The 17,562-nt window shown below is 72.4% G+C and carries 14 protein-coding genes; 8 read left to right on the top strand and 6 right to left on the bottom strand.

Going from position 1 to position 17,562, the window contains the following annotated elements; all coding sequences use genetic code 11:
• Positions 1-4: 4 nt before the first annotated feature.
• Positions 5-1,132, bottom strand: coding sequence for a sensor histidine kinase (locus ABZ815_RS14140; protein WP_357697601.1), 1,128 nt, complete (start codon positions 1,130-1,132; stop codon positions 5-7).
• A gap of 112 nt (positions 1,133-1,244) precedes the next feature.
• Positions 1,245-2,510 (bottom strand): ROK family transcriptional regulator, encoded by a 1,266-nt coding sequence (locus tag ABZ815_RS14135; protein WP_357697599.1) that lies wholly within the window; start codon positions 2,508-2,510, stop codon positions 1,245-1,247.
• Positions 2,511-2,610: 100 nt separating this feature from the next.
• On the opposite strand from ABZ815_RS14135, the gene ABZ815_RS14130 reads away from it, so the two are divergent.
• From ABZ815_RS14130 to ABZ815_RS14115, 4 genes are read left to right on the top strand one after another with little or no spacing between them, the layout of a single operon-like run.
• Complete coding sequence (locus ABZ815_RS14130) at positions 2,611-3,714, top strand: sugar ABC transporter substrate-binding protein (RefSeq protein WP_357697597.1); 1,104 nt, start codon at positions 2,611-2,613, stop codon at positions 3,712-3,714.
• Entirely contained in the window at positions 3,715-4,434 is a 720-nt protein-coding gene (locus tag ABZ815_RS14125) for an ATP-binding cassette domain-containing protein (protein WP_357697595.1), read from the top strand.
• The gene (locus ABZ815_RS14120) at positions 4,431-5,594 is read left to right on the top strand and encodes a sugar ABC transporter permease (protein ID WP_357697593.1); all 1,164 of its coding nucleotides are present in this window, start codon (positions 4,431-4,433) and stop codon (positions 5,592-5,594) included. The genes ABZ815_RS14125 and ABZ815_RS14120 overlap by 4 nt, the downstream gene beginning before the upstream one ends.
• The gene (locus ABZ815_RS14115; RefSeq protein ID WP_357697591.1) at positions 5,591-6,451 is read left to right on the top strand and encodes an ROK family protein; all 861 of its coding nucleotides are present in this window, start codon (positions 5,591-5,593) and stop codon (positions 6,449-6,451) included. The genes ABZ815_RS14120 and ABZ815_RS14115 overlap by 4 nt, the downstream gene beginning before the upstream one ends.
• Positions 6,452-6,940: 489 nt before the next feature.
• On the opposite strand, the gene serA is transcribed toward ABZ815_RS14115, so the two are convergent.
• The gene (gene serA, locus ABZ815_RS14110; RefSeq protein ID WP_357697589.1) at positions 6,941-8,530 is read right to left on the bottom strand and encodes a phosphoglycerate dehydrogenase; all 1,590 of its coding nucleotides are present in this window, start codon (positions 8,528-8,530) and stop codon (positions 6,941-6,943) included.
• A gap of 297 nt (positions 8,531-8,827) precedes the next feature.
• Here serA and ABZ815_RS14105 point away from each other — a divergent pair, with 297 nt between their 5' ends.
• Together ABZ815_RS14105 and ABZ815_RS14100 are read left to right on the top strand one after the other, a co-directional pair.
• Entirely contained in the window at positions 8,828-9,652 is an 825-nt protein-coding gene (locus ABZ815_RS14105; RefSeq protein WP_357697587.1) for a hypothetical protein, read from the top strand.
• A gap of 82 nt (positions 9,653-9,734) precedes the next feature.
• Positions 9,735-11,096 (top strand): MFS transporter, encoded by a 1,362-nt coding sequence (locus ABZ815_RS14100; protein ID WP_357697585.1) that lies wholly within the window; start codon positions 9,735-9,737, stop codon positions 11,094-11,096.
• Here ABZ815_RS14100 and ABZ815_RS14095 read toward each other — a convergent pair.
• From ABZ815_RS14095 to ABZ815_RS14085, 3 genes are read right to left on the bottom strand one after another with little or no spacing between them, the layout of a single operon-like run.
• Entirely contained in the window at positions 11,056-13,620 is a 2,565-nt protein-coding gene (locus tag ABZ815_RS14095) for an FtsX-like permease family protein (RefSeq protein ID WP_357697583.1), read from the bottom strand. The two genes, ABZ815_RS14100 and ABZ815_RS14095, sit on opposite strands and share 41 nt — an antisense overlap.
• Positions 13,617-14,297 (bottom strand): ABC transporter ATP-binding protein, encoded by a 681-nt coding sequence (locus ABZ815_RS14090; RefSeq protein ID WP_357697581.1) that lies wholly within the window; start codon positions 14,295-14,297, stop codon positions 13,617-13,619. Before ABZ815_RS14090 ends, ABZ815_RS14095 begins: the two co-directional genes overlap by 4 nt.
• A complete protein-coding gene (locus tag ABZ815_RS14085; RefSeq protein WP_357697579.1) occupies positions 14,294-14,806 on the bottom strand; it encodes a helix-turn-helix transcriptional regulator in 513 nt (170 codons plus the stop codon). Before ABZ815_RS14085 ends, ABZ815_RS14090 begins: the two co-directional genes overlap by 4 nt.
• An 88-nt stretch (positions 14,807-14,894) precedes the next feature.
• Between ABZ815_RS14085 and ABZ815_RS14080 the strand changes: the two genes are divergently transcribed.
• Together ABZ815_RS14080 and dacB are read left to right on the top strand one after the other, a co-directional pair.
• A complete protein-coding gene (locus tag ABZ815_RS14080; RefSeq protein ID WP_357697577.1) occupies positions 14,895-15,446 on the top strand; it encodes a DUF1707 and FHA domain-containing protein in 552 nt (183 codons plus the stop codon).
• A gap of 219 nt (positions 15,447-15,665) precedes the next feature.
• Positions 15,666-17,210, top strand: a complete 1,545-nt coding sequence (dacB, locus tag ABZ815_RS14075; protein WP_357697575.1) for a D-alanyl-D-alanine carboxypeptidase/D-alanyl-D-alanine-endopeptidase — start codon at positions 15,666-15,668, stop codon at positions 17,208-17,210.
• Positions 17,211-17,562: the final 352 nt, after the last annotated feature.

Below are 17,562 nucleotides of genomic sequence, written 5' to 3'. Positions count from 1 at the left end.
TCGGTCATGCGGCTTCCCTGGGCAGGACGGCGGTGACCGTCCAGCCTCGGTTGGGGTTGGGGCCCGCCTCGCAGGTGCCGCCGAGCAGGGCGGCGCGTTCGATCATGCCGATGAGACCGTAACCGGGGGCGGCGACGCCACCGGCGCGGTCGCCATCGTCGCTCACGGTCAGGCGGACGGCGGCGTCGTCGGCGGTGACGCGGACGGTGATGTGGGTGGCGTGGCGGGCGTGCCGCCGGGCGTTGGTGATCGACTCCTGGGCGATGCGGTAGAGCGCGGCGCCCGCCGACGGCGGCAGGTCGCCGAGCCCGTCCGCGACCTCCACCTCGACGGCCGGGCCGACCCGCGGGCGGCCGGCGAGCTGCCGCAGGTCGTCGAGGTGGCGGCCCGGGGCCAGCTCCGCCGGCTCGTTCCTGCGCAGCACCCGGACCATGGCCCGCATCTCGGCGAGCGTACGCGACGCCTCGGCCTCGATCACCCGCAGCGCGTCGGTGGCCGCGCCCGGCTCGGAGGCGGCGGTGGCCAGGCCCGCCTGGGCGCGGATGGCCATGGCCGAGACGTGGTGGGCGACGGTGTCGTGCAGGTCGCGGGCGAGCTGTTCGCGTTCGAGCAGTTTGACCTGGTCGAGCTCGCGCAGCCGCGCGCCGGCCCGGTACCGGAAGGCGCTGCCCAGCCCGACGGTCGCGACCAGCACGCCCAGCGCCGGGACGACGTCGCCGATCGCCATGCGGCCGGAGGCCAGCGACAGGCCGACCGCGACGAGCCCCGCCGCCATCCCGATCCCGGCCTCGCGCCCCGAACCCCACCGGAACAGCGCGTAGAGCACGATCGTCACGAAGACCAGCGTGTACGTCTCCACCGGCGCGCCGCCGGTCAGCAGCGGGGCCAGGGTGGTGACGCCGAAGACGAGCGCGACCATGAGCAGCGGCCTGGTCCGGCGCCACAGCAGCGTGGGGATCAGCGCGACGGTGACGGCCGTCGAGACCACCGGCCACCGGAGGTCGGGCCGCAGGACGCCCTCGATCACCGCGGCCGGCACGAGCGCCGCGACGAGCGCCCAGTCGCGCCACACCCGCACCGGCGGGCCAGGGGGACGAGGCTCGCGCCACACGGAACGAAGGAGGCCGGCCACCCCCACATCGTAAAGGCGCCCCCCACCCCCCGCAGAGCCCAAACCCCCACCAACCCCCGCAAGGCACGCCACCCGAACACGCCGCCCCTCCGAAGGGTCCGGGGGCCGGGGGTCAGTGTCTGCGGGCGTCGAAGATGAGGTCCCAGGCGCGGGACTTGGCGTGGGCGACCGCGCCCAGCAGGACGCCGCTGTCGCCGAGCACGCTGGCCACCACCCGCGGGCGCAGCGGCCCGAGCTCGGCGATGCGGCGCTCGACGGACGCGCCCAGCAGGTCGAGGTTGCGGCCCACTCCCCCGCTCAGCACGATCACCTCCGGGTCCAGCACGGCGGCCACCGCCACCAGCAGCCCGCCGATGCGCCGCCCCTCGGCCTCCACCACCGACCTGGCCACCTCGTTCCCGTCGGCGGCGGCGGCGAAGACCTCCCTGGCCGTCTCCAGCTCCAGCCCCGCCGCCCGGGCGGCGCGCACGACACCCGGGGCGGAGGTGACGGCCTCGGTGGCCCCGTGCGCGAACGCGTCGGCACCGTGCACGTACGAGTCGGCACCCTGGGCGAACGCGTCGGCACCCTGGGCGAAGGAGTCCCCGCCCTCCACGAAGGAGTCGGCGCTCTGCGCGGCGGCGGCGGTGGCCGGTTCTTCGGCGGCCGGGACGTAGGAGACCTCCCCGGCCGCCCCCCGCGCCCCCACGTACAGCTCGCCGTTGATCACGATGCCCATGCCGACGCCCGTGCCGATGGACACCAGGGCGAAGTTGGCCTTGCCGCGGCCGGCCCCGTGGGCGTGTTCGCCGACGGCGGCCAGGTTGATGTCGTTCTCGATGACGAGCTCGACGCCGAGGGCCGCGCGCAGCCGGTCGGCCAGGTCCGGCGGGCCGGGCAGGTTGGGGGCGAAGTCGAGGCCGCCGCGGACGGGGTCGTACACGCCGGGCGAGCCGACCACCGCGCAGGTGATCGTGCGCCACTCGACCTCCGCCTCGCGGGCCGCCGCCCTGGCCAGCTCGCCCACCAGCCCGGCCAGCTCGGCCGAGGTACGGGCCGTGTTGCGCCCGTCGGTACGCCCCGCGAACGTGCCGCGCAGGTCGGCCACGGCCACCCGGATCCAGTCGCGGCCGATGTCGATCCCGGCGACGTGGGTGGAGGCGGCGTTCATGTCGTAGAGCGAGGACACCGGGCCGGGCCGCCCGGACACCTCCCCGACCAGGTGGACCAGGCCGTCCTCCGCCAGCCCGGCCAGGGCGGCCGAGACCGTGGGCTTGGACAGGCCGGTGCTCTTGGCCAGGTCGGCGCGCGAGGCCGGGCCGTGCTCGTGGAGCTGGTCGAGCAGGCGGCGCTCGTTGAGCACCCGCAGCAGCCGTGGATTGGCCAGGTCGCGTCGCATGTCCGGCCTCCCTCCGAGGTGCACTCTAGCCAACTCGCCTGATAGTAAACTACCTTTCTTACCAAGCGGGGGCGGGCATCTTCTGAGAGGACGAAGTGCGATGCACCGAGCTTGGCGACTCATCCCCGCGGCGGCGGTCCTGCTGGCCGCCGCCTGCGGGAACAGCACCACCGGCACGACCACCACCACGCAGGCCACCACGCAGACCGACACGGCGCGACAGGGCGGGACGATCGCCCTGTTCCTCCCCGAATCCAAGACCACCCGGTACGAAGCCTTCGACCGTCCCCTGTTCGAGGCCAAGGTCAAGGCGTTGTGCCCCGGCTGCAAGGTGATCTACGGCAACGCCGAGCAGGACGCGGCCAAGCAGCAGCAACAGGTCGAGGCCGCGCTCACCCAGGACGCCGACGTGCTCGTCCTGGACGCCGTGGACGCCAACGCGGTGGCGCCCCTGGTCAACCAGGCCAGGCAGAAGAAGGTCCCCGTGGTCGCCTACGACCGTCTGATCTCGGGGATCGACTACGCCTACTACGTCTCGTTCAACAACGTACGGGTGGGCGAGATGCAGGGCCAGGCGCTGCTCGACGCCATGAACGCCAAGGGCACCACGGCCAAGGGGCAGATCGTGATGATCCACGGCTCGCCCACCGACCCGAGCTCGGCCGACTACAAGAAGGGCGCCAAGAACGTCCTGGACGGCAAGGTCAAGGTCGGCAGGGAGTTCGACACCCCCGACTGGAGCCCCGACAAGGCGCAGCAGCAGATGGAGCAGGCGATCACCGCCCTCGGCCGGGACGACATCGTGGGCGTGCTGTCGGCCAACGACGGGATGGCGGGCGGCGCCATCGCGGCCATGAAGCGCGCCGGATACAAGGAGCTGCCGCCCATCACCGGGCAGGACGCGGAACTGGCCGCCGTGCAGCGCATCCTCACCGGCGAGCAGTACATGACCATCTACCTGGACATCAGGAGAGAGGCGGAGAAGGCCGCCGAACTGGCCGTCGCCCTGACCAAGGGCGAGCAGCCCGCCGCCACCTCCAAGGTGAACAACGGCACCGCCGACATCCCGGCCTTCCTCCTCGACCCGATCGCGGTCACCGCCGACAAGATCAAGGACACCATCGTGAAGGACGGGTTCTACAAGGCCGACCAGATCTGCACGGCCGAGGTCAAGGCCGCCTGCGCGAAGGCGGGCATCGAGTAGATGATCGCGGCGACCGGGATCTCCAAACGGTACGGAGCGGTGCGGGCGCTCGACGGGGCAGGGCTGGACCTGCGTCCCGGCGAGGTCGTGGCGCTCATGGGCGACAACGGGGCGGGCAAGTCGACGCTGGTCAAGACCATCTCCGGCGCGGTCGTGCCGGACGAGGGCCAGATCACCGTGGACGGCGTGCCGGTGCGCGTCGCCACCCCGCACGACGCGCAGGCGCTCGGCATCTCGACCGTCTACCAGGATCTCGCGCTCTGCGAGAACCTCGACGTCGTGGCCAACCTGTTCCTCGGGGCCGAACGCCGCCGCTGGTCGGTGCTGCGTCACCTGAGCATGGAACGCGCGACCCGCGACCTGCTGGCCCAGCTCGACGTGCGCATCGGCGACATCAGGGTGCCGGTGTCGATGTTGTCGGGCGGCCAGCGGCAGTCGGTGGCCATCGCCAGGGCGCTGCTCGGCGAGCCCCGGCTGGTCATCCTGGACGAGCCGACCGCCGCGCTCGGCGTCGAGCAGACGGCGCAGGTGCTCGCGCTGATCCGGCGGCTGCGCGAGCGCGGGCTCGCGGTGCTGGTCATCTCGCACAACCTCGCCGACGTGCGCGAGGTGAGCGACCGGGTGGTGGTGCTGCGCCTCGGGCGCAACGCCGGTGAGTTCCGTACGGCCGACGCCTCCCGCGAGGAGATCGTGGCCGCGATCACAGGAGCGGGCGAATGACGGCGATGCCGATCGCGGTGACCGGACGGCTGCGCCAGGGAGAGGTCGGCGCCTGGCCGGTGGTCGGCGGACTGGTGGCGATCACGATCGTGTTCAGCACGCTCAACGACCGTTTCCTGTCGCCCGAGAACCTCACCAACCTCGTCCTCCAGATGGCCGCCACGGGCACGATCGCGCTCGGCCTCATCATGGTGCTGCTGCTCGGCGAGATCGACCTGTCGGCCGGCTCGGTCAGCGGCCTGTGCGCCACGATCATGACGATCGTCCACGTCAAGCAGGGCTGGAACGCGCTGCTCGCCATCCTGCTCGCGCTGACGGCCGGAGCGGCGATCGGGCTGCTGCACGGGCTCATGCTGACCAAGCTGCGGATGCCGTCGTTCGTGGTCACGCTGGCCGGGCTGATGGGCTGGCTCGGGCTGCTGCTCTACCTGCTGCGCGAGGGCGGGACGATCAACCTGCCGTTCAACGGGTTCGTCTCCGGGCTGAGCGACACCTGGCTGCCGGGCTGGCTGTCCTGGGCGCTGGTGATCGGGCTGGCCGGCGGGCACGCCGGGATCGCCACGCTGGCCAGGCGGGCGCGGCTGGCCGCCGGGCTGCCCGTGGCGCCGGCGTGGCAGGTCCCCGTGTCGTCGGGCGGGCTGGCGGTCGTGCTCGGCGCGGCGGTGGCGGTCATGTCGGCCGACCGGGGCGTGCCGCTGCTGCTGGTGCTCTTCGGCGCGCTGGTCGTCCTGCTGGACCTGGTGCTGCGGCACACCGCCTTCGGCCGCCACCTGTACGCCGTCGGCGGCAACGCCGAAGCCGCCAGGCGCGCGGGCATCAACGTGACCAGGATCAGGATCCTGGCGTTCGTGCTGGCCTCCACGCTGGCGGCGGCCGGCGGCGTGCTGGCGGCCAGCCGGCTGTCGGCGGTCAACCAGGGGTCGGGCGGGAGCGACATCCTGCTCATGGCCATCGCGACGGCGGTCATCGGCGGCACGTCGCTGTTCGGGGGCCGGGGCCGCGCCTACGCCGCGCTGCTCGGGGTACTGGTCATCCAGTCGATCACCAACGGCATGTACCTGCTGAGCGTGGACTCCTCCGTCCGGTTCATGGTGACGGCCGGCGTGCTGGCCCTGGCGGTGGCGATCGACTCGCTGGCCCGCAGGGGCGCCGCGCGATGAGCCGGGTCCTGGGCATCGACGTCGGCGGCACCAAGGTCGCGATCGGGGTGTCGGGCTCCGACGGGCCCGTGGTCGCCGGTCGCACCCGGCTGGAGACCGGGCCGGACACGCTCGTCCGGGCCCTGGCCGCGGCCCGCGTCCTGGACGGGCGGCCGGCCGCGGTCGGCTTCTCGACCTGCGGGGTGATCAGGGACGGCGTGGTGCGCCTGGCCCCGAACGTCCCCGGCTGGGAGGGGCTGGAGCTGCCCAAGCTGCTGCGGGAGGAGTTCGGCGCCACGCCGGTGGCCATCGACAACGACGTGAACGCGGCGGCTGCGGCCGAGCTGCGGTGGGGCGCGCTGCGCGGCGTCTCCACGGGCGTCTACCTCAACCTCGGCACCGGCCTGGCGGCGGCCCTGGTGGTCGGCGGCCGGGTGGTGGCCGGGGCGCACGGCGCGGCCGGCGAGATCGGCTACCTCCAGGTCACGCCGGGGCAGGCGGCCTTCGCCGACGGGCGGGTGCCGCTGGAGGAGCTGGTCTCCGGCGCGGGGCTGGCGGCCAGGGGCGGCGCGCTGCTCGGCCGCGCGACCACGGCGGAGGAGGTGCTCGCCGCACGTTCCGGGCCGCTGGCGGAGCTGGTGGAGGAGACGCTGCGGGTGCTGACCATGACCGTGGCGAACCTGTGCGTCACGCTCGACCCGGAGCGGCTGGTCGTGGGCGGCGGCATGATGGGCGCGGCCGGGCTGATCGTGCCCAGGCTGGCCTGCGAGGTGCGGCGCGCCGTGCCGTTCCCGCCGGAGATCCGGCCCGGCCGGTTCACGGACGACGCGCCGCTGCTCGGCGCGCTCGCCCTGGCCCACGCCGCGGCGCGGGCCTGAGGGCGGGCGCTACCGGGCCGAGTTCTGGGGGGCGCCGCCGTTGTCCCTGCGGTCCAGGGCGGTCTGCAGGGCCTCGGCGGCCTCGTTCTCGTTCTCTTCGGTACGGTTCCAGGCATACATCTCGTACATGTCGCTCATCTCGTTTCGCGGGCGCGTTCCAAAGGGGGGCGTCGGACCCCGGTCGCGAATCCGACCGGGCCTGCTCTCGCGGGTCCGGGTCACGGACCGGGCGAAGGAAAAGGGACTGACCGGCCGACGACGTCACCACTCACCGCGGCGGGTCGTCGGCCTGCCCTAACAGGCCCCGCCGCGGCAGGTAATGAGTACGAGCACCTGGCGCATTTCCATCCACGGTACCCGGCGGCGGTTTCGCTGTCTCGTTGGATGTCCTACCATCTCGCATTCTGAGACAAGAAAAGGCCGCCACCCGGAACGGTCCAGGTGACGGCCTTCCCCCAGATCTGGGGGTCGGTCCCGCGGCGGCGGAGGTCAGTCCTCCAGGTCGACCGAACGGCCGCTCTCGGCGCCGATCTCGGCCGCGATCTGGTCGATCACGGCGGCCGGGATGGCCGAGTCGACGGTCAGCGCGATCAGCGCCTTGCCGCCCTTGACGTCACGGGCCACCTGCATCGAGGCGATGTTCACGGCGGCCTCGCCGAGCAGCCGGCCGACCACGCCCACGATGCCCGGACGGTCGGTGTAGGTGAAGAACGACAGGTGGGCCGTCGGCTCGATCTCCATCTCGTAGCCGTTGACCTCGACGATCTTCGTGATCTGCCGGGGGCCGGACAGCGTGCCGGAGACCGAGACGTGCCGGCCGTCGGCGAGCACGCCGCGCAGGGTCACCACGTTGCGCCAGTCGGGGCTCTCGGAGCTGGTCACCAGCTCCACGCTGATGCCCCGCTCCTTGGCCAGCAGCGGCGCGTTGACGTACGTGACCTGCTCCTCGATCACGTCGGCGAACACGCCCTTGAGCGCGGCCAGCTCGATGACCCGCACGTCCTGGGAGGCGATCTCGCCGCGGACCTCGACGTCGAGCTTGGTGGCGACCTCGCCGGCCAGGGCGGTGAAGACCCGGCCCAGCTTCTCGGCCAGCGGCAGGCCCGGCTTGACGTCCTCGGCCACCGCGCCGCCCTGGACGTTGACCGCGTCGGGCACGAACTCGCCCGCCAGCGCCAGCTTCACGCTCCGCGCGACCTGCGTGCCGGCCTTCTCCTGGGCCTCGTGCGTGGAGGCGCCGAGGTGCGGCGTGGCGACGACCTGGTCCAGCTCGAACAGGGGGCTGTCGGTGCACGGCTCCTTGGCGAACACGTCGAGGCCGGCGCCCGCGACGCGGCCCTCCTTGATCGCCGAGTAGAGCGCGGCCTCGTCCACGATGCCGCCGCGGGCCACGTTGATGATCCGCACGGACGGCTTGACCTCGTGCAGCTCCTTGTCGCCGATGAGCCCGAGGGTCTCCTTCGACTTCGGCAGGTGCACGGTGATGAAGTCGGCCTGCTTGAGCACCTCTTCGAGGCTGAGCAGCTTGACGCCCATCTGCGCGGCGCGGGCCGGCGGCAGGTAGGGGTCGTAGGCGATCAGCTCGACGCCGAACGGCTGGAGCCGCTGGGCCACGAGCTGGCCGATCTTGCCGAGGCCGAGGATGCCGACGACCTTCTCGTCCAGCTCGACGCCGGTGTACTTGGAGCGCTTCCACTCGCCGTTCTTCAGCGCGGCGTGGGCCTGGGCCGTGTTGCGGGCGCTGGCCAGGATGAGCGCGATGGTCTGCTCGGCGGCGCTGGTGATGTTGGAGGTCGGCGCGTTGACGACCATGACACCGGCCTTGGTGGCGGCCTCGACGTCGACGTTGTCGAGGCCGACGCCGGCGCGGGCGACCACGCGCAGCTTCGGCGCGGCGGCGATGGCCTCGGCGTCGACCTGCGTGGCGGAGCGCACGATCAGGGCGTCCACGTCGGCGAGGGCGGGCAGAAGCTGGGAACGGTCCGCTCCGTCGGTGTGGCGGACCTCGAAATCGGCGCCGAGCACGGCGAGGCCGGCCTCGGACAGCTCCTCTGCGACCAGAACGACGGGCTTGTTCACAGGCGTGGATCCTTAGGGGCATGCGGCGGGCTGGAGGGACACGTCGATGGGTCCCTCGGATCTCTCTGAGTCTATCCGCGCTTGTGAACGCGTTCACGAGGGACCCACGATTTGAGACGACCCGCCCGGCGTCACGGGCTCCCGGACACGGCTCCGGCTACCCCCGTCGCGGCAAAGTCATCCACTTCGCATACATCTTTGTCTTGATCGGGAGATTTATTCGCCATTAGCCTGATAAGCCGTGGCCGACTACCTATGGTTCGTCATATGAGCATCGGGAATCCTGCGCTTGCCGACGTGCTCGCACAGCATGGCACGCCCCATCGCCTGCTGGCGGCCCTCGCCGACGGTGGAGTCCTGGTGGCAGTGCGACCAGATCGATCGGTCGTCCTTGGGACGACCCAGGCGGGTGACCGGGTTCTGCTCGGTTACACCAGCCCTACGACCTATGCCCGGCACCGAGGCAGCCATTCGCTCTCGGTGTGCGACGCCGACACCATCCTGGACATCCAGCGCGTCACCGGCGTGCGGGAGATCGTGATCGACGCCGCCGGCCCCGCAGCCGCGGCCGTGCCCATCGACGATCTCCAGCGCTTCCTCACCGGCACGCGCTCGGGGCACACGCCCGTGCTGTCGGGGGCGGTGCCCGCCGCCTACGCGACGGGCGCGATGGCCACCGTCTCGCGCGTGCCCGCGATGGCGCAGGCGGCCCCGCCGACTCCGCAGGCGCCCGCGCTGCCGTGGGTGCCCGCGCCCCGGCCCCACCTGTCGGGGCCGATGCAGCAGGTGGACCCCGGCTACCGCCGGTGCACGCACCCGATCCTGCCGGCGCTGCGGCAGGCCATCGCGCAACTGCTGGCGGACTTCCCGCTCGTGCACCACGTGTGGATCTCCGAGGCCGGCACCGCGTCCGGGGCGACCGGGATCATGCTGCACGTGAAGGTGCACATGTCGGCAGCCGAGGACGTCGTCCGCGACCTGCACCGGCTGGTCCGCGCCCGCCTGCCGCAGTTCGCGGCCAGCGGCGCGCCGATCCTCATGGCCAGAGTCGCCGACGCGCGCAGCGAGCGCCGGATGATCGAGATCGGCGCGCACGTGGTGTGCGCCAACGTCCGGGAGTAGCCGCCGTTCTGGAGTGGCCGCCGGTGGGGCCCGGGAAACTGGGCCCTACCGAACAAGCTCTCGCTCGGCTTGAATAAGGCTCATGATCACAACGCCGGTGAGCGCGCCCACGGTCTCCAGGGGCGTGCGCCTCGGCTACGGCGTGGGCTCCTTCTGCACGGCCACGGTCAGCGCCGTGCCCGGCCTGCTCCTGCTGTACTACATGACCAACTTCCTGGCGGTGCCCGCGTGGCTGGCCGGCGTCGTGGTCACCGCGCCCAAGGTCTGGGACCTGATCATCAATCCGCTGGTCGGCCGGTGGTCGGACCGGACGGTCTCGCGCATGGGACCGCGCCGCCCCTGGCTGCTGGCCGGGTCGCTGACGCTGCCCGTCGCCTTCTTCCTCGTCTTCGCCGGGCCGCCGCTGACCGGCGTCCCGGCCGCCCTGTACGTCGGGCTGTGCTTCATGGCGACGGCCACGGCGTACGCGCTGTACGAGGTGCCGTACAAGGCCATGCCCGGCGAGATGACCGACGACTACCACGAGCGCACCTCACTGCTGCAGTGGCGGATGGTCTTCATCGGCGCGGCCACCGCGATCAGCGGCGTGCTGGCCCCGATGATCGCCACCGGCCAGGGCGAGGAGGGCACGCTCGGCAGCTACCGGCTGATGGGCCTGACGATCGCGCTCATCCTGCTGGCCTCGATGCTCGGCTCCTTCTTCGGCACCGCCCGCGCCCCCATGACCGGCGCCCCGGAGGCCGACCACGGCGGGTGGCGCGAGCAGTTCGCCGCGATCCGGGGCAATCGGGCGTTCCTGTGGCTGACCGTCATGGCCTGTCTGCAGATGCTGGCCGTCAGCATGATGCTGGCCGCGGCGCCGTACTTCGCGTCGTACACGCTGGGGTCGCCCAAGAGCACGCAGACGCTCTTCGCCGCGCTGGTCGGGCCGATGCTGCTGACCATGCCGCTGTGGGTGTGGCTGGCCCGGCGCTTCGACAAGCGCGGCGCGATGATCCTGGCCGCGCTGCTGTTCGGCGGCGGCACGGCGGCGGCCATGGCGACCCCGCTGTTCGGCCCCCTGTACGCCCACCTGACCATCCTGCTGGTCGGCATCGGGATCGCCGGGGTCGAGCTCATGCTCTTCTCGATGCTGGCCGACGTGGTCGCCACGGACGCGGCCGAGTCCGGCAAGCGGCGGGCGGGCGTGCTGACCGGGTTGTGGACGGCCATCGAGAGCGGCGTCAGCTCGTTCGGCGCGCTGATCTTCGGGATCATCCTGTCGATCGGCGGCTTCGTCGAGTCCGACGCGGGCACGCCCGTCCAGCAGCCGGACAGCGCCGTGACCGCGGTCCTCATCGGGCAGACCGCGGTCCCGGCGTTGATCATCTTCCTGTCCGTGCTGGTGACGCTGCGGTATCGGCTCAGGCCACCCGCCGCGCCAGCACCAGACGCGTCCGGGTGAACAGCCCGGCCACCAGCGCCGCGACCAGCGGCAGCCCCAGCACGAGCGCGGCCAGGAACAGCCAGGGGACGTCGATCACGGCAGGACCGTCCAGGAAGCTACGCGAGCCGCCACCGCCGTACCTGGTGAGCGGCCAGGTCACCGCGACCCCGGCGACGGATCCGGCCAGCAGGCCCACCACGGCGCCGAGTCCCGCGATGTAGGCGGCCTGCGCGGCCACCACCAGCCTGCGCACCCGGGGCGCCGCGCCGACCGCCGACAGGTTGTTCAGGTCGGGACGCATGTCGGCCGCCGCCAGCCCCGTGGCCGCGAACGTGCCTCCGAGCACGAGGACCAGCGCGGCACCGAGCAGGATCATGAGGACGAAGGCGCGGTTCTCCGCGTTCCCCCGCTCGGCGTAGAGGAACAGGTTGCCGTCCACCTCGCCTCGCAGGTCGGCCTCCATGCGCCGTTCGTCCTGCGGCGGGGACCCGGTGTAGAGCATCCGCTCGGTCACCACGAGTCCGGCCTTGGCCAGCGCCTGCGGCGGGATCATGGCGCCCGCCTGACGGGGGTCGGCGCCGGTGGACACCACAGCCGGGATCCGGATCGTCCTGGCGGTCGTGCGCGTGTCCCCGTCCTGGCGGTCGACGGTCACCTCGATCATGCCGTCGCGCATCACGTCCTGGCTGAAGGCCACGGCCTTGCCCGCCGCCAGCGCGGCGGCCGCCTGCGGGTCCCGGCGCTTCTGAAGGAAGGCGAGCAGGTCCGCGCCGCCGATCGGGGGGCGGTCGTAGAACCGCAGCGGGCACGCCGCCCCGCACGTCGTCCTGTTCACGGTCAACCACAGCGTCCTGCCCTTGGCGTCCGCCACCTCCCGTCCGGCGACGATCTCCGTGCCGGGGAAGCGGACGCGGACGGCCTCCTTCAGCCGCGCCCAGGTCTGGTCGTCCATCGCCGTGGCCCCGCCGATCACCGTGGTGCCCAGCGGGAACACCGTGGCGGTGGCCTCCTCCTGGTGTGTGTACGCGGTGCTGCTGCCGATGCCGAGCGCGACCGCCCCCATGGTCGCCGCCATGACGGCGGCCGCGGCGGAGGCCGTACGGACGCGGTGGCGCGCGGCGTCGCGCACGGACAGGCGCAGCGGGAGCGGCAGCCGGGCGGCGATCCGGGAGCCGGACTGGACCAGCCACGGCATCAACGCGACCACGCCGAGCACGAACGGCACGAAGGCCGCCGTCATCGACACCACGCCCCTGGTCATGGCGTAGCCGGTCGCCCCCAGCCCCACCAGCAGCAGCACGACCCCGAGCACGGGACGCCGGGCCCGCCCCCGGACCTCGGCGGCCCGCCCGGCCAGCACCAGCGCGGTGTTCTGCCGGCTCGCCTGTACCGCGGGCACGATCGCCGCGACCAGCCCGCTGACCAGGCCGAGCACCGCCACGCCGAGCACCGGCAGCCAGGGCACGTCGGCCGGCCCGTGCGTCCAGTCCAGTTCCCTGGCCGCGATCGACTCGACCAGCAGGCCGGGGCCGATGCCCAGGACCACCCCGAGCACGGCCGCCGCGCCGCCGAGCACCAGGCCGTCGGCCAGCACGATCATGCGCAGGTGCCGCGCCGACCCACCCTGTGCGGAGATCACCGCCAGCTCCCTGCGCCGCCGTCGCAACCCCACGGCGAACGCCGGACCGGCCAGCAGCACGGTCTCCATGACGACGAGCACGATCGCGACGACGAGCACGACCAGATCCTTCGCCCTTCCCGGGCCGTCGAAGCGCGAGTCGTCGCCCGTGTGGGCGTCGAGCAGCGCGCGGGAGATGACGCCCAGGCCCGCGCGGTTGAGCTGCTGCACCTTCGACCACATGACGGGCGTGGCGGTGTCGGCCAGCCAGCCGCTGCTGTTGCCGTCGTTCTGGTGCGGGAGCAGGCCCTCCGGCAGGGCGGTCAGCTCAAGGATGCCGGGCCGGTTGGGGTTGTCGAAGACGCCGACCACCTTCACGGTGCGCTCCGGCCGCCGCGTGACGAGCGTGTCGCCCACCCGGACGCCGCTGTCGGCCATCTTCGACGAGATCGCCACCTCGCCGGGCGCGGTGGCGTACCGGCCCTGCTTCAGGGGGCGCACCCCGGCCGTCATGGGGTCGCGCAGATCGACCTCCAGGACGTCCGCCAGGTTGAAGCCGTCGGGCAGCCGGGTGGTGACCACGCTCTCCTGGTAACGCAGCAGGCGACCGGGCAGCAGCGTGTTGATCTCGGCGACCGTCCACGGGCGCATCGGACCGGTGCTCTGGGTCTGGTACGCGGAGAAACCGTAGTGGTCCTGCTTCACCGGCCGGCGGAACGGGAAAGTGGTGATCCGCGCGTCGGCCGCCCCGATCTCCGACACGGCCTTCTCCTGCGGGGTGATGCTGGTCGTGGCGGCGCTCGTGAGCACCGCCGTGATCACCAGGACGGGCAGGCCGATCATCACCATGATCAGCGCGGTACGGCCCTTGGCCCGCCACGCGCTCCGCCTGGAAATGCGCAGGGCGGCGAGGAAGGCGCTCATCGGGAGCTCTCCAGCCGCACCGCCGACGCCTCCACGATCAGTCCGTCCCGCAGGTAGACCACCCGGTCGGCCCACGCCGCGTAGCGCGGCTCGTGGGTGACCAGCAGCACCGCCGCGCCCTCGTCGCAGCGGGTGCGCAGCAGTTGCAGGATCTCGTCGCCGGTGGCCGTGTCGAGCGCGCCGGTCGGCTCGTCGGCCAGCAGCAGCCGCCGTTCGCCGACGAGCGCCCTGGCTATGGCCACGCGCTGGCGCTGGCCACCGGACAGCTCTTCGGGGAACCGGTCGGCGAGCTGGTCGACACCCACGTCGGCCAGGGCGGTCAGCGCCTCCCGGCGGGCCTGGCCGGCGCGGACGCCGTCCAGTTCCCGGGGCAGCATCACGTTCTCCGCCGCCGTCAGGGACGGGATCAGGTTGAGGTCCTGGAAGACGTACCCGACGCTGCCGCGTCGCAGCGCGGCCAGGTCGCGGACCCCGGCCAGGTCGCGGCCCTCGATCAGGACCGTGCCCGACGTGGGCCGGTCGAGGCCGCCCGCCAGGTTGAGCAGGGTCGACTTGCCCGAGCCCGACGGGCCCATGACCGCGACGAGCTCCCCCTGCCCCGCCTCCAGGCTGACGCCGCGCAGGGCGTGCACCTGGCCGTGCTCGCGGGTCACGTCCCGCAGCTCCAACACAGTCATTGGTTCTTCTCCTTGACAACGGCCTCGCAGTGGTCGAGCCAGCGCTGCTCGGCCTCGACCTTGAAGATCATCGATTCCAGGACGAGCCGCTGGGCGAGACCGCCCCCCGTGGCCCTCTTGGCCCTGGTCAGGTCCTGAAGCGTGCGCATGCCCGCCATCCGCTGGGCCTGGATGACCTCGCCGACGTCCACGTCGGTGGCGGCGACGGCCATCGCGATCTTGATGACGAGTTCGTCCCGAGGCCGGTCGGAGTGGTCGACGGGGGTGCTGAACCATCGCTCCAGCTCCTCCCGACCGGCCTCGGTGATCGTGTAGACGGCTCTGCCCTGCTCGTCGGCGCCGCCGGGCGCCACCAGGCCGTCACGTTCCAGGCGGGAGAGCGTCGTGTAGACCTGGCCGATGTTGAGCGGCCAGGTCGCCCCCGTCGACGCCTCGAACTCCACCCGGAGCTGATAGCCGTAGCGCGGCGCGCTGCTCAGCAGAGCGAGCAGTCCGTGTCTGATCGACATGGATACTGAGTATGCATACCGAGTATGGCCACCGCAACCGATCCGCGTATTCTGGACACGGAACGCCGTTCAGGCCGATACTCGGGACATGAGCTCCACACAACCGCCGTTCCGCGCCTCCGACGGGGAACGCGACCGTGCGATCGACGAGCTCAAGCACCGGGCCGTGGAGGGCCGGATCTCCCACGACACCTTCGTCGGCCGGGTCGACCAGGCGCTGCGGGCGCGCAACCAGCACGAGCTCGACGAACTGGTCGCCGACCTGCCGCGACGTGCGACGATCAGGCAGCGGCTGACGGACGCGGTCTCGTCGATGTCGGAGTTCACCACCCGGCTCCAGTCGGCCTGGCGGCGGCCACGGCTGCCCCGGCTGGCCCTGCCGGACGACGACCGGCTGCGTTACGTCGTCGGCCGGGGCTCGGCCTGCGATCTCGTCCTGTCGGACCTGACGGTGTCGCGCGTGCACGCCGAGCTGCGGCGGGAGGGCGACGGCGGCTGGATGCTGGTCGATCTCGGCTCGCTCAACGGCACCCGGCTCAACGGGTGGCGGCTGGTGGGGCCCGCCCGGGTGAAGTCGGGCGACGAGATCTCCTTCGGCGACTGCGGCTTCCTGCTGGCCTCGGACATCCCGTCCGCCTGACACCTCCCCGCCTCCCGCCCGGAGCCGCGCCCTCGCCGAAAGGCCGCGCGGCGGCAGGCGGCAGTGGGTGGCGCGGGTGGCAGGCGGCGGTGGGCGGCGGCGGGCGGCGGCGGGCGGCGCGCCGCCGGAGCTCGCCCCAGAAATACGGATATTTGCGGATTACACGGCGACTGCGCTGATTCATGCTCACATGCGATCCCCCAGTCCCTTGGAGACCACATGCGGCGCACCTCAGCCTCCCTCCTCGCGGGCACGCTCGTCGCGGCACTCGCGTGGGCGTCCGGCCCCTCCACACCGGCGGTCGCCCTCGACCCCTCGCCCGGCGTGGCCGACCTGACCCAGGACATCAACCAGATCCTCGGCGACTCCCGGCTCACGATCGGCCGGGCGGGCGTCGTCGTGAAGAGCGCCGCGAACGGCGAGCAGCTCTACGCCACCGACGCCGGCAAGCTCCTGACCCCGGCGTCCAACACCAAGCTGTTCACCTCGGCCGCGGCGGTGCAGACGCTCGGCCTGGACTACCGCTTCCCGACCACCGTGCTGAACGCCGGCCGCAAGGTCGGCTCGGTGCTCACCGGCGACCTCGTGCTGCGCGGCACCGGCGACCCGACCATGCTCGCCGAGGACTACGACGCGCTGGCGGCCAAGGTCGCCGCATCCGGCGTCAAGGTCGTCACGGGCAAGCTGATCGCCGACGACACCTGGTTCGACGGCCAGCGGCTCGGCACCGACTGGGCCTGGGACGACGAGACCGCCTACTACGCGGCGCCGATCTCCGCCCTGACCGCCTCCCCCGACCGGGACTACGACGCCGGCTCGGTGATCGTCTCGGTGGAGGCCGACGGCGGCCAGGTCAAGGTCTCGACGACCCCGGAGACCGACTACCTGAAGATCGTCAACAAGGCCACCGTGGGCGCCGAGACCGACGTGCTCATCGAACGGCAGCACGCCTCCCGGACGGTCGTGATCACCGGCACGGTCGCGGACCCGTACCAGGAGTGGGTGGCGGTGGACGACCCCACGGCGTACGTGTCCACGCTGTTCCGCAAGGCGCTGGCCGCGCACGGCGTACGGGTGCTCGGGCCGACGGCGACGGGCGCGGCCCCCGCCGGGGCGGCCGAGCTGGCCAGGCACGACTCGATGCCGCTGAGCGAGCTGCTGGTGCCGTTCCTGAAGCTGAGCAACAACATGCACGCCGAGATCCTGACCAAGGCCATGGGCCGCAAGGCCGCGAACCAGGGCACCTGGTCGGCCGGCCTCAAGGTCGCCACGGACTTCGCCAAGGCCAACGGCGTCCAGGTGATCAACATGCGGGACGGTTCCGGGCTGTCGCGCCGGGACGGCTTCTCGCCGGACTCGATCGTGCAGCTGCTGACCGCCGTACGGACCAAGCCGTGGTTCAGCACCTGGTACGAGGCCCTGCCCATCGCCGGCAACGCCGACCGCTTCACCGGCGGCACGCTGCGCAGCCGGATGCGGAACACCCCCGCGGCGAACAACGTGCACGCCAAGACGGGCTCGCTGACCGGCGTGACCTCGCTGTCCGGCTACGTGACCAGCGCCGAGGGCGAGCCGCTGGTCTTCTCCATCATGCTGAACCAGTTCCTGTCCGGCTCGCCGAAGGACATCGAGGACAAGATCGCCGTACGGCTCGCGCAGTTCTCGCGGGCGACGGCGACCGACGTCACCGCCCACCTCAAGGCCGCCGACCAGGGAACGGCGGGCGACCTGGAGTGCTCGTGGCTCAAGCCGGCCCAGTGCTAGCGGCCCGATAGAGGGCCTGGCGGCCTCCGACGCATGGGGGCCGCCCCGGCTCGACAAAGGTGATCACGATCCGATCACCTGGAGCCCCAGATATAGTCCACATTTTCACTACATAGCCGACACGGGCGCGCCAGAATTCGGAGTCAACGCCGAGGCGAACCCCCCAGATCCCGGGAGCGCCGGGCCGTCACCGGCCACACCCCCAAGCCGGTCGTCCCACCGAATGCCCGGCACGCTCCCTCCCGGCGGGCCCGCGCCGCACGTCCCCCCGCACACCGGACCGCGGCCGGGCCCGCCCCCCTCCACCGGGGGACCGGCACAGGCCACGCCACGCCGCGTCGCGGCACGGCAA

It is taken from the genome of Nonomuraea sp. NPDC047529 (genome assembly GCF_040642995.1).
Classification (GTDB): Bacteria; Actinomycetota; Actinomycetes; order Streptosporangiales; family Streptosporangiaceae; genus Nonomuraea.
The sequence above is the reverse complement of the archived record's forward strand: the minus strand, read 5'-3'. Positions and strand labels throughout refer to the sequence as shown.

Excerpts from the sequence above, each read along its gene's own strand:
- ABZ815_RS14135 (WP_357697599.1), bottom strand. The coding sequence starts at position 2,510 with ATGCGACGCGACCTGGCCAATCCACGGCTGCTGCGGGTGCTCAACGAG.
- ABZ815_RS14130 (WP_357697597.1), top strand. The coding sequence starts at position 2,611 with ATGCACCGAGCTTGGCGACTCATCCCCGCGGCGGCGGTCCTGCTGGCC.
- ABZ815_RS14125 (WP_357697595.1), top strand. The coding sequence starts at position 3,715 with ATGATCGCGGCGACCGGGATCTCCAAACGGTACGGAGCGGTGCGGGCG.
- ABZ815_RS14120 (WP_357697593.1), top strand. The coding sequence starts at position 4,431 with ATGACGGCGATGCCGATCGCGGTGACCGGACGGCTGCGCCAGGGAGAG.
- ABZ815_RS14115 (WP_357697591.1), top strand. The coding sequence starts at position 5,591 with ATGAGCCGGGTCCTGGGCATCGACGTCGGCGGCACCAAGGTCGCGATC.
- ABZ815_RS14100 (WP_357697585.1), top strand. The coding sequence starts at position 9,735 with ATGATCACAACGCCGGTGAGCGCGCCCACGGTCTCCAGGGGCGTGCGC.
- ABZ815_RS14095 (WP_357697583.1), bottom strand. The coding sequence starts at position 13,620 with ATGAGCGCCTTCCTCGCCGCCCTGCGCATTTCCAGGCGGAGCGCGTGG.
- ABZ815_RS14090 (WP_357697581.1), bottom strand. The coding sequence starts at position 14,297 with ATGACTGTGTTGGAGCTGCGGGACGTGACCCGCGAGCACGGCCAGGTG.
- ABZ815_RS14085 (WP_357697579.1), bottom strand. The coding sequence starts at position 14,806 with ATGTCGATCAGACACGGACTGCTCGCTCTGCTGAGCAGCGCGCCGCGC.
- ABZ815_RS14080 (WP_357697577.1), top strand. The coding sequence starts at position 14,895 with ATGAGCTCCACACAACCGCCGTTCCGCGCCTCCGACGGGGAACGCGAC.
- dacB (WP_357697575.1), top strand. The coding sequence starts at position 15,666 with ATGCGGCGCACCTCAGCCTCCCTCCTCGCGGGCACGCTCGTCGCGGCA.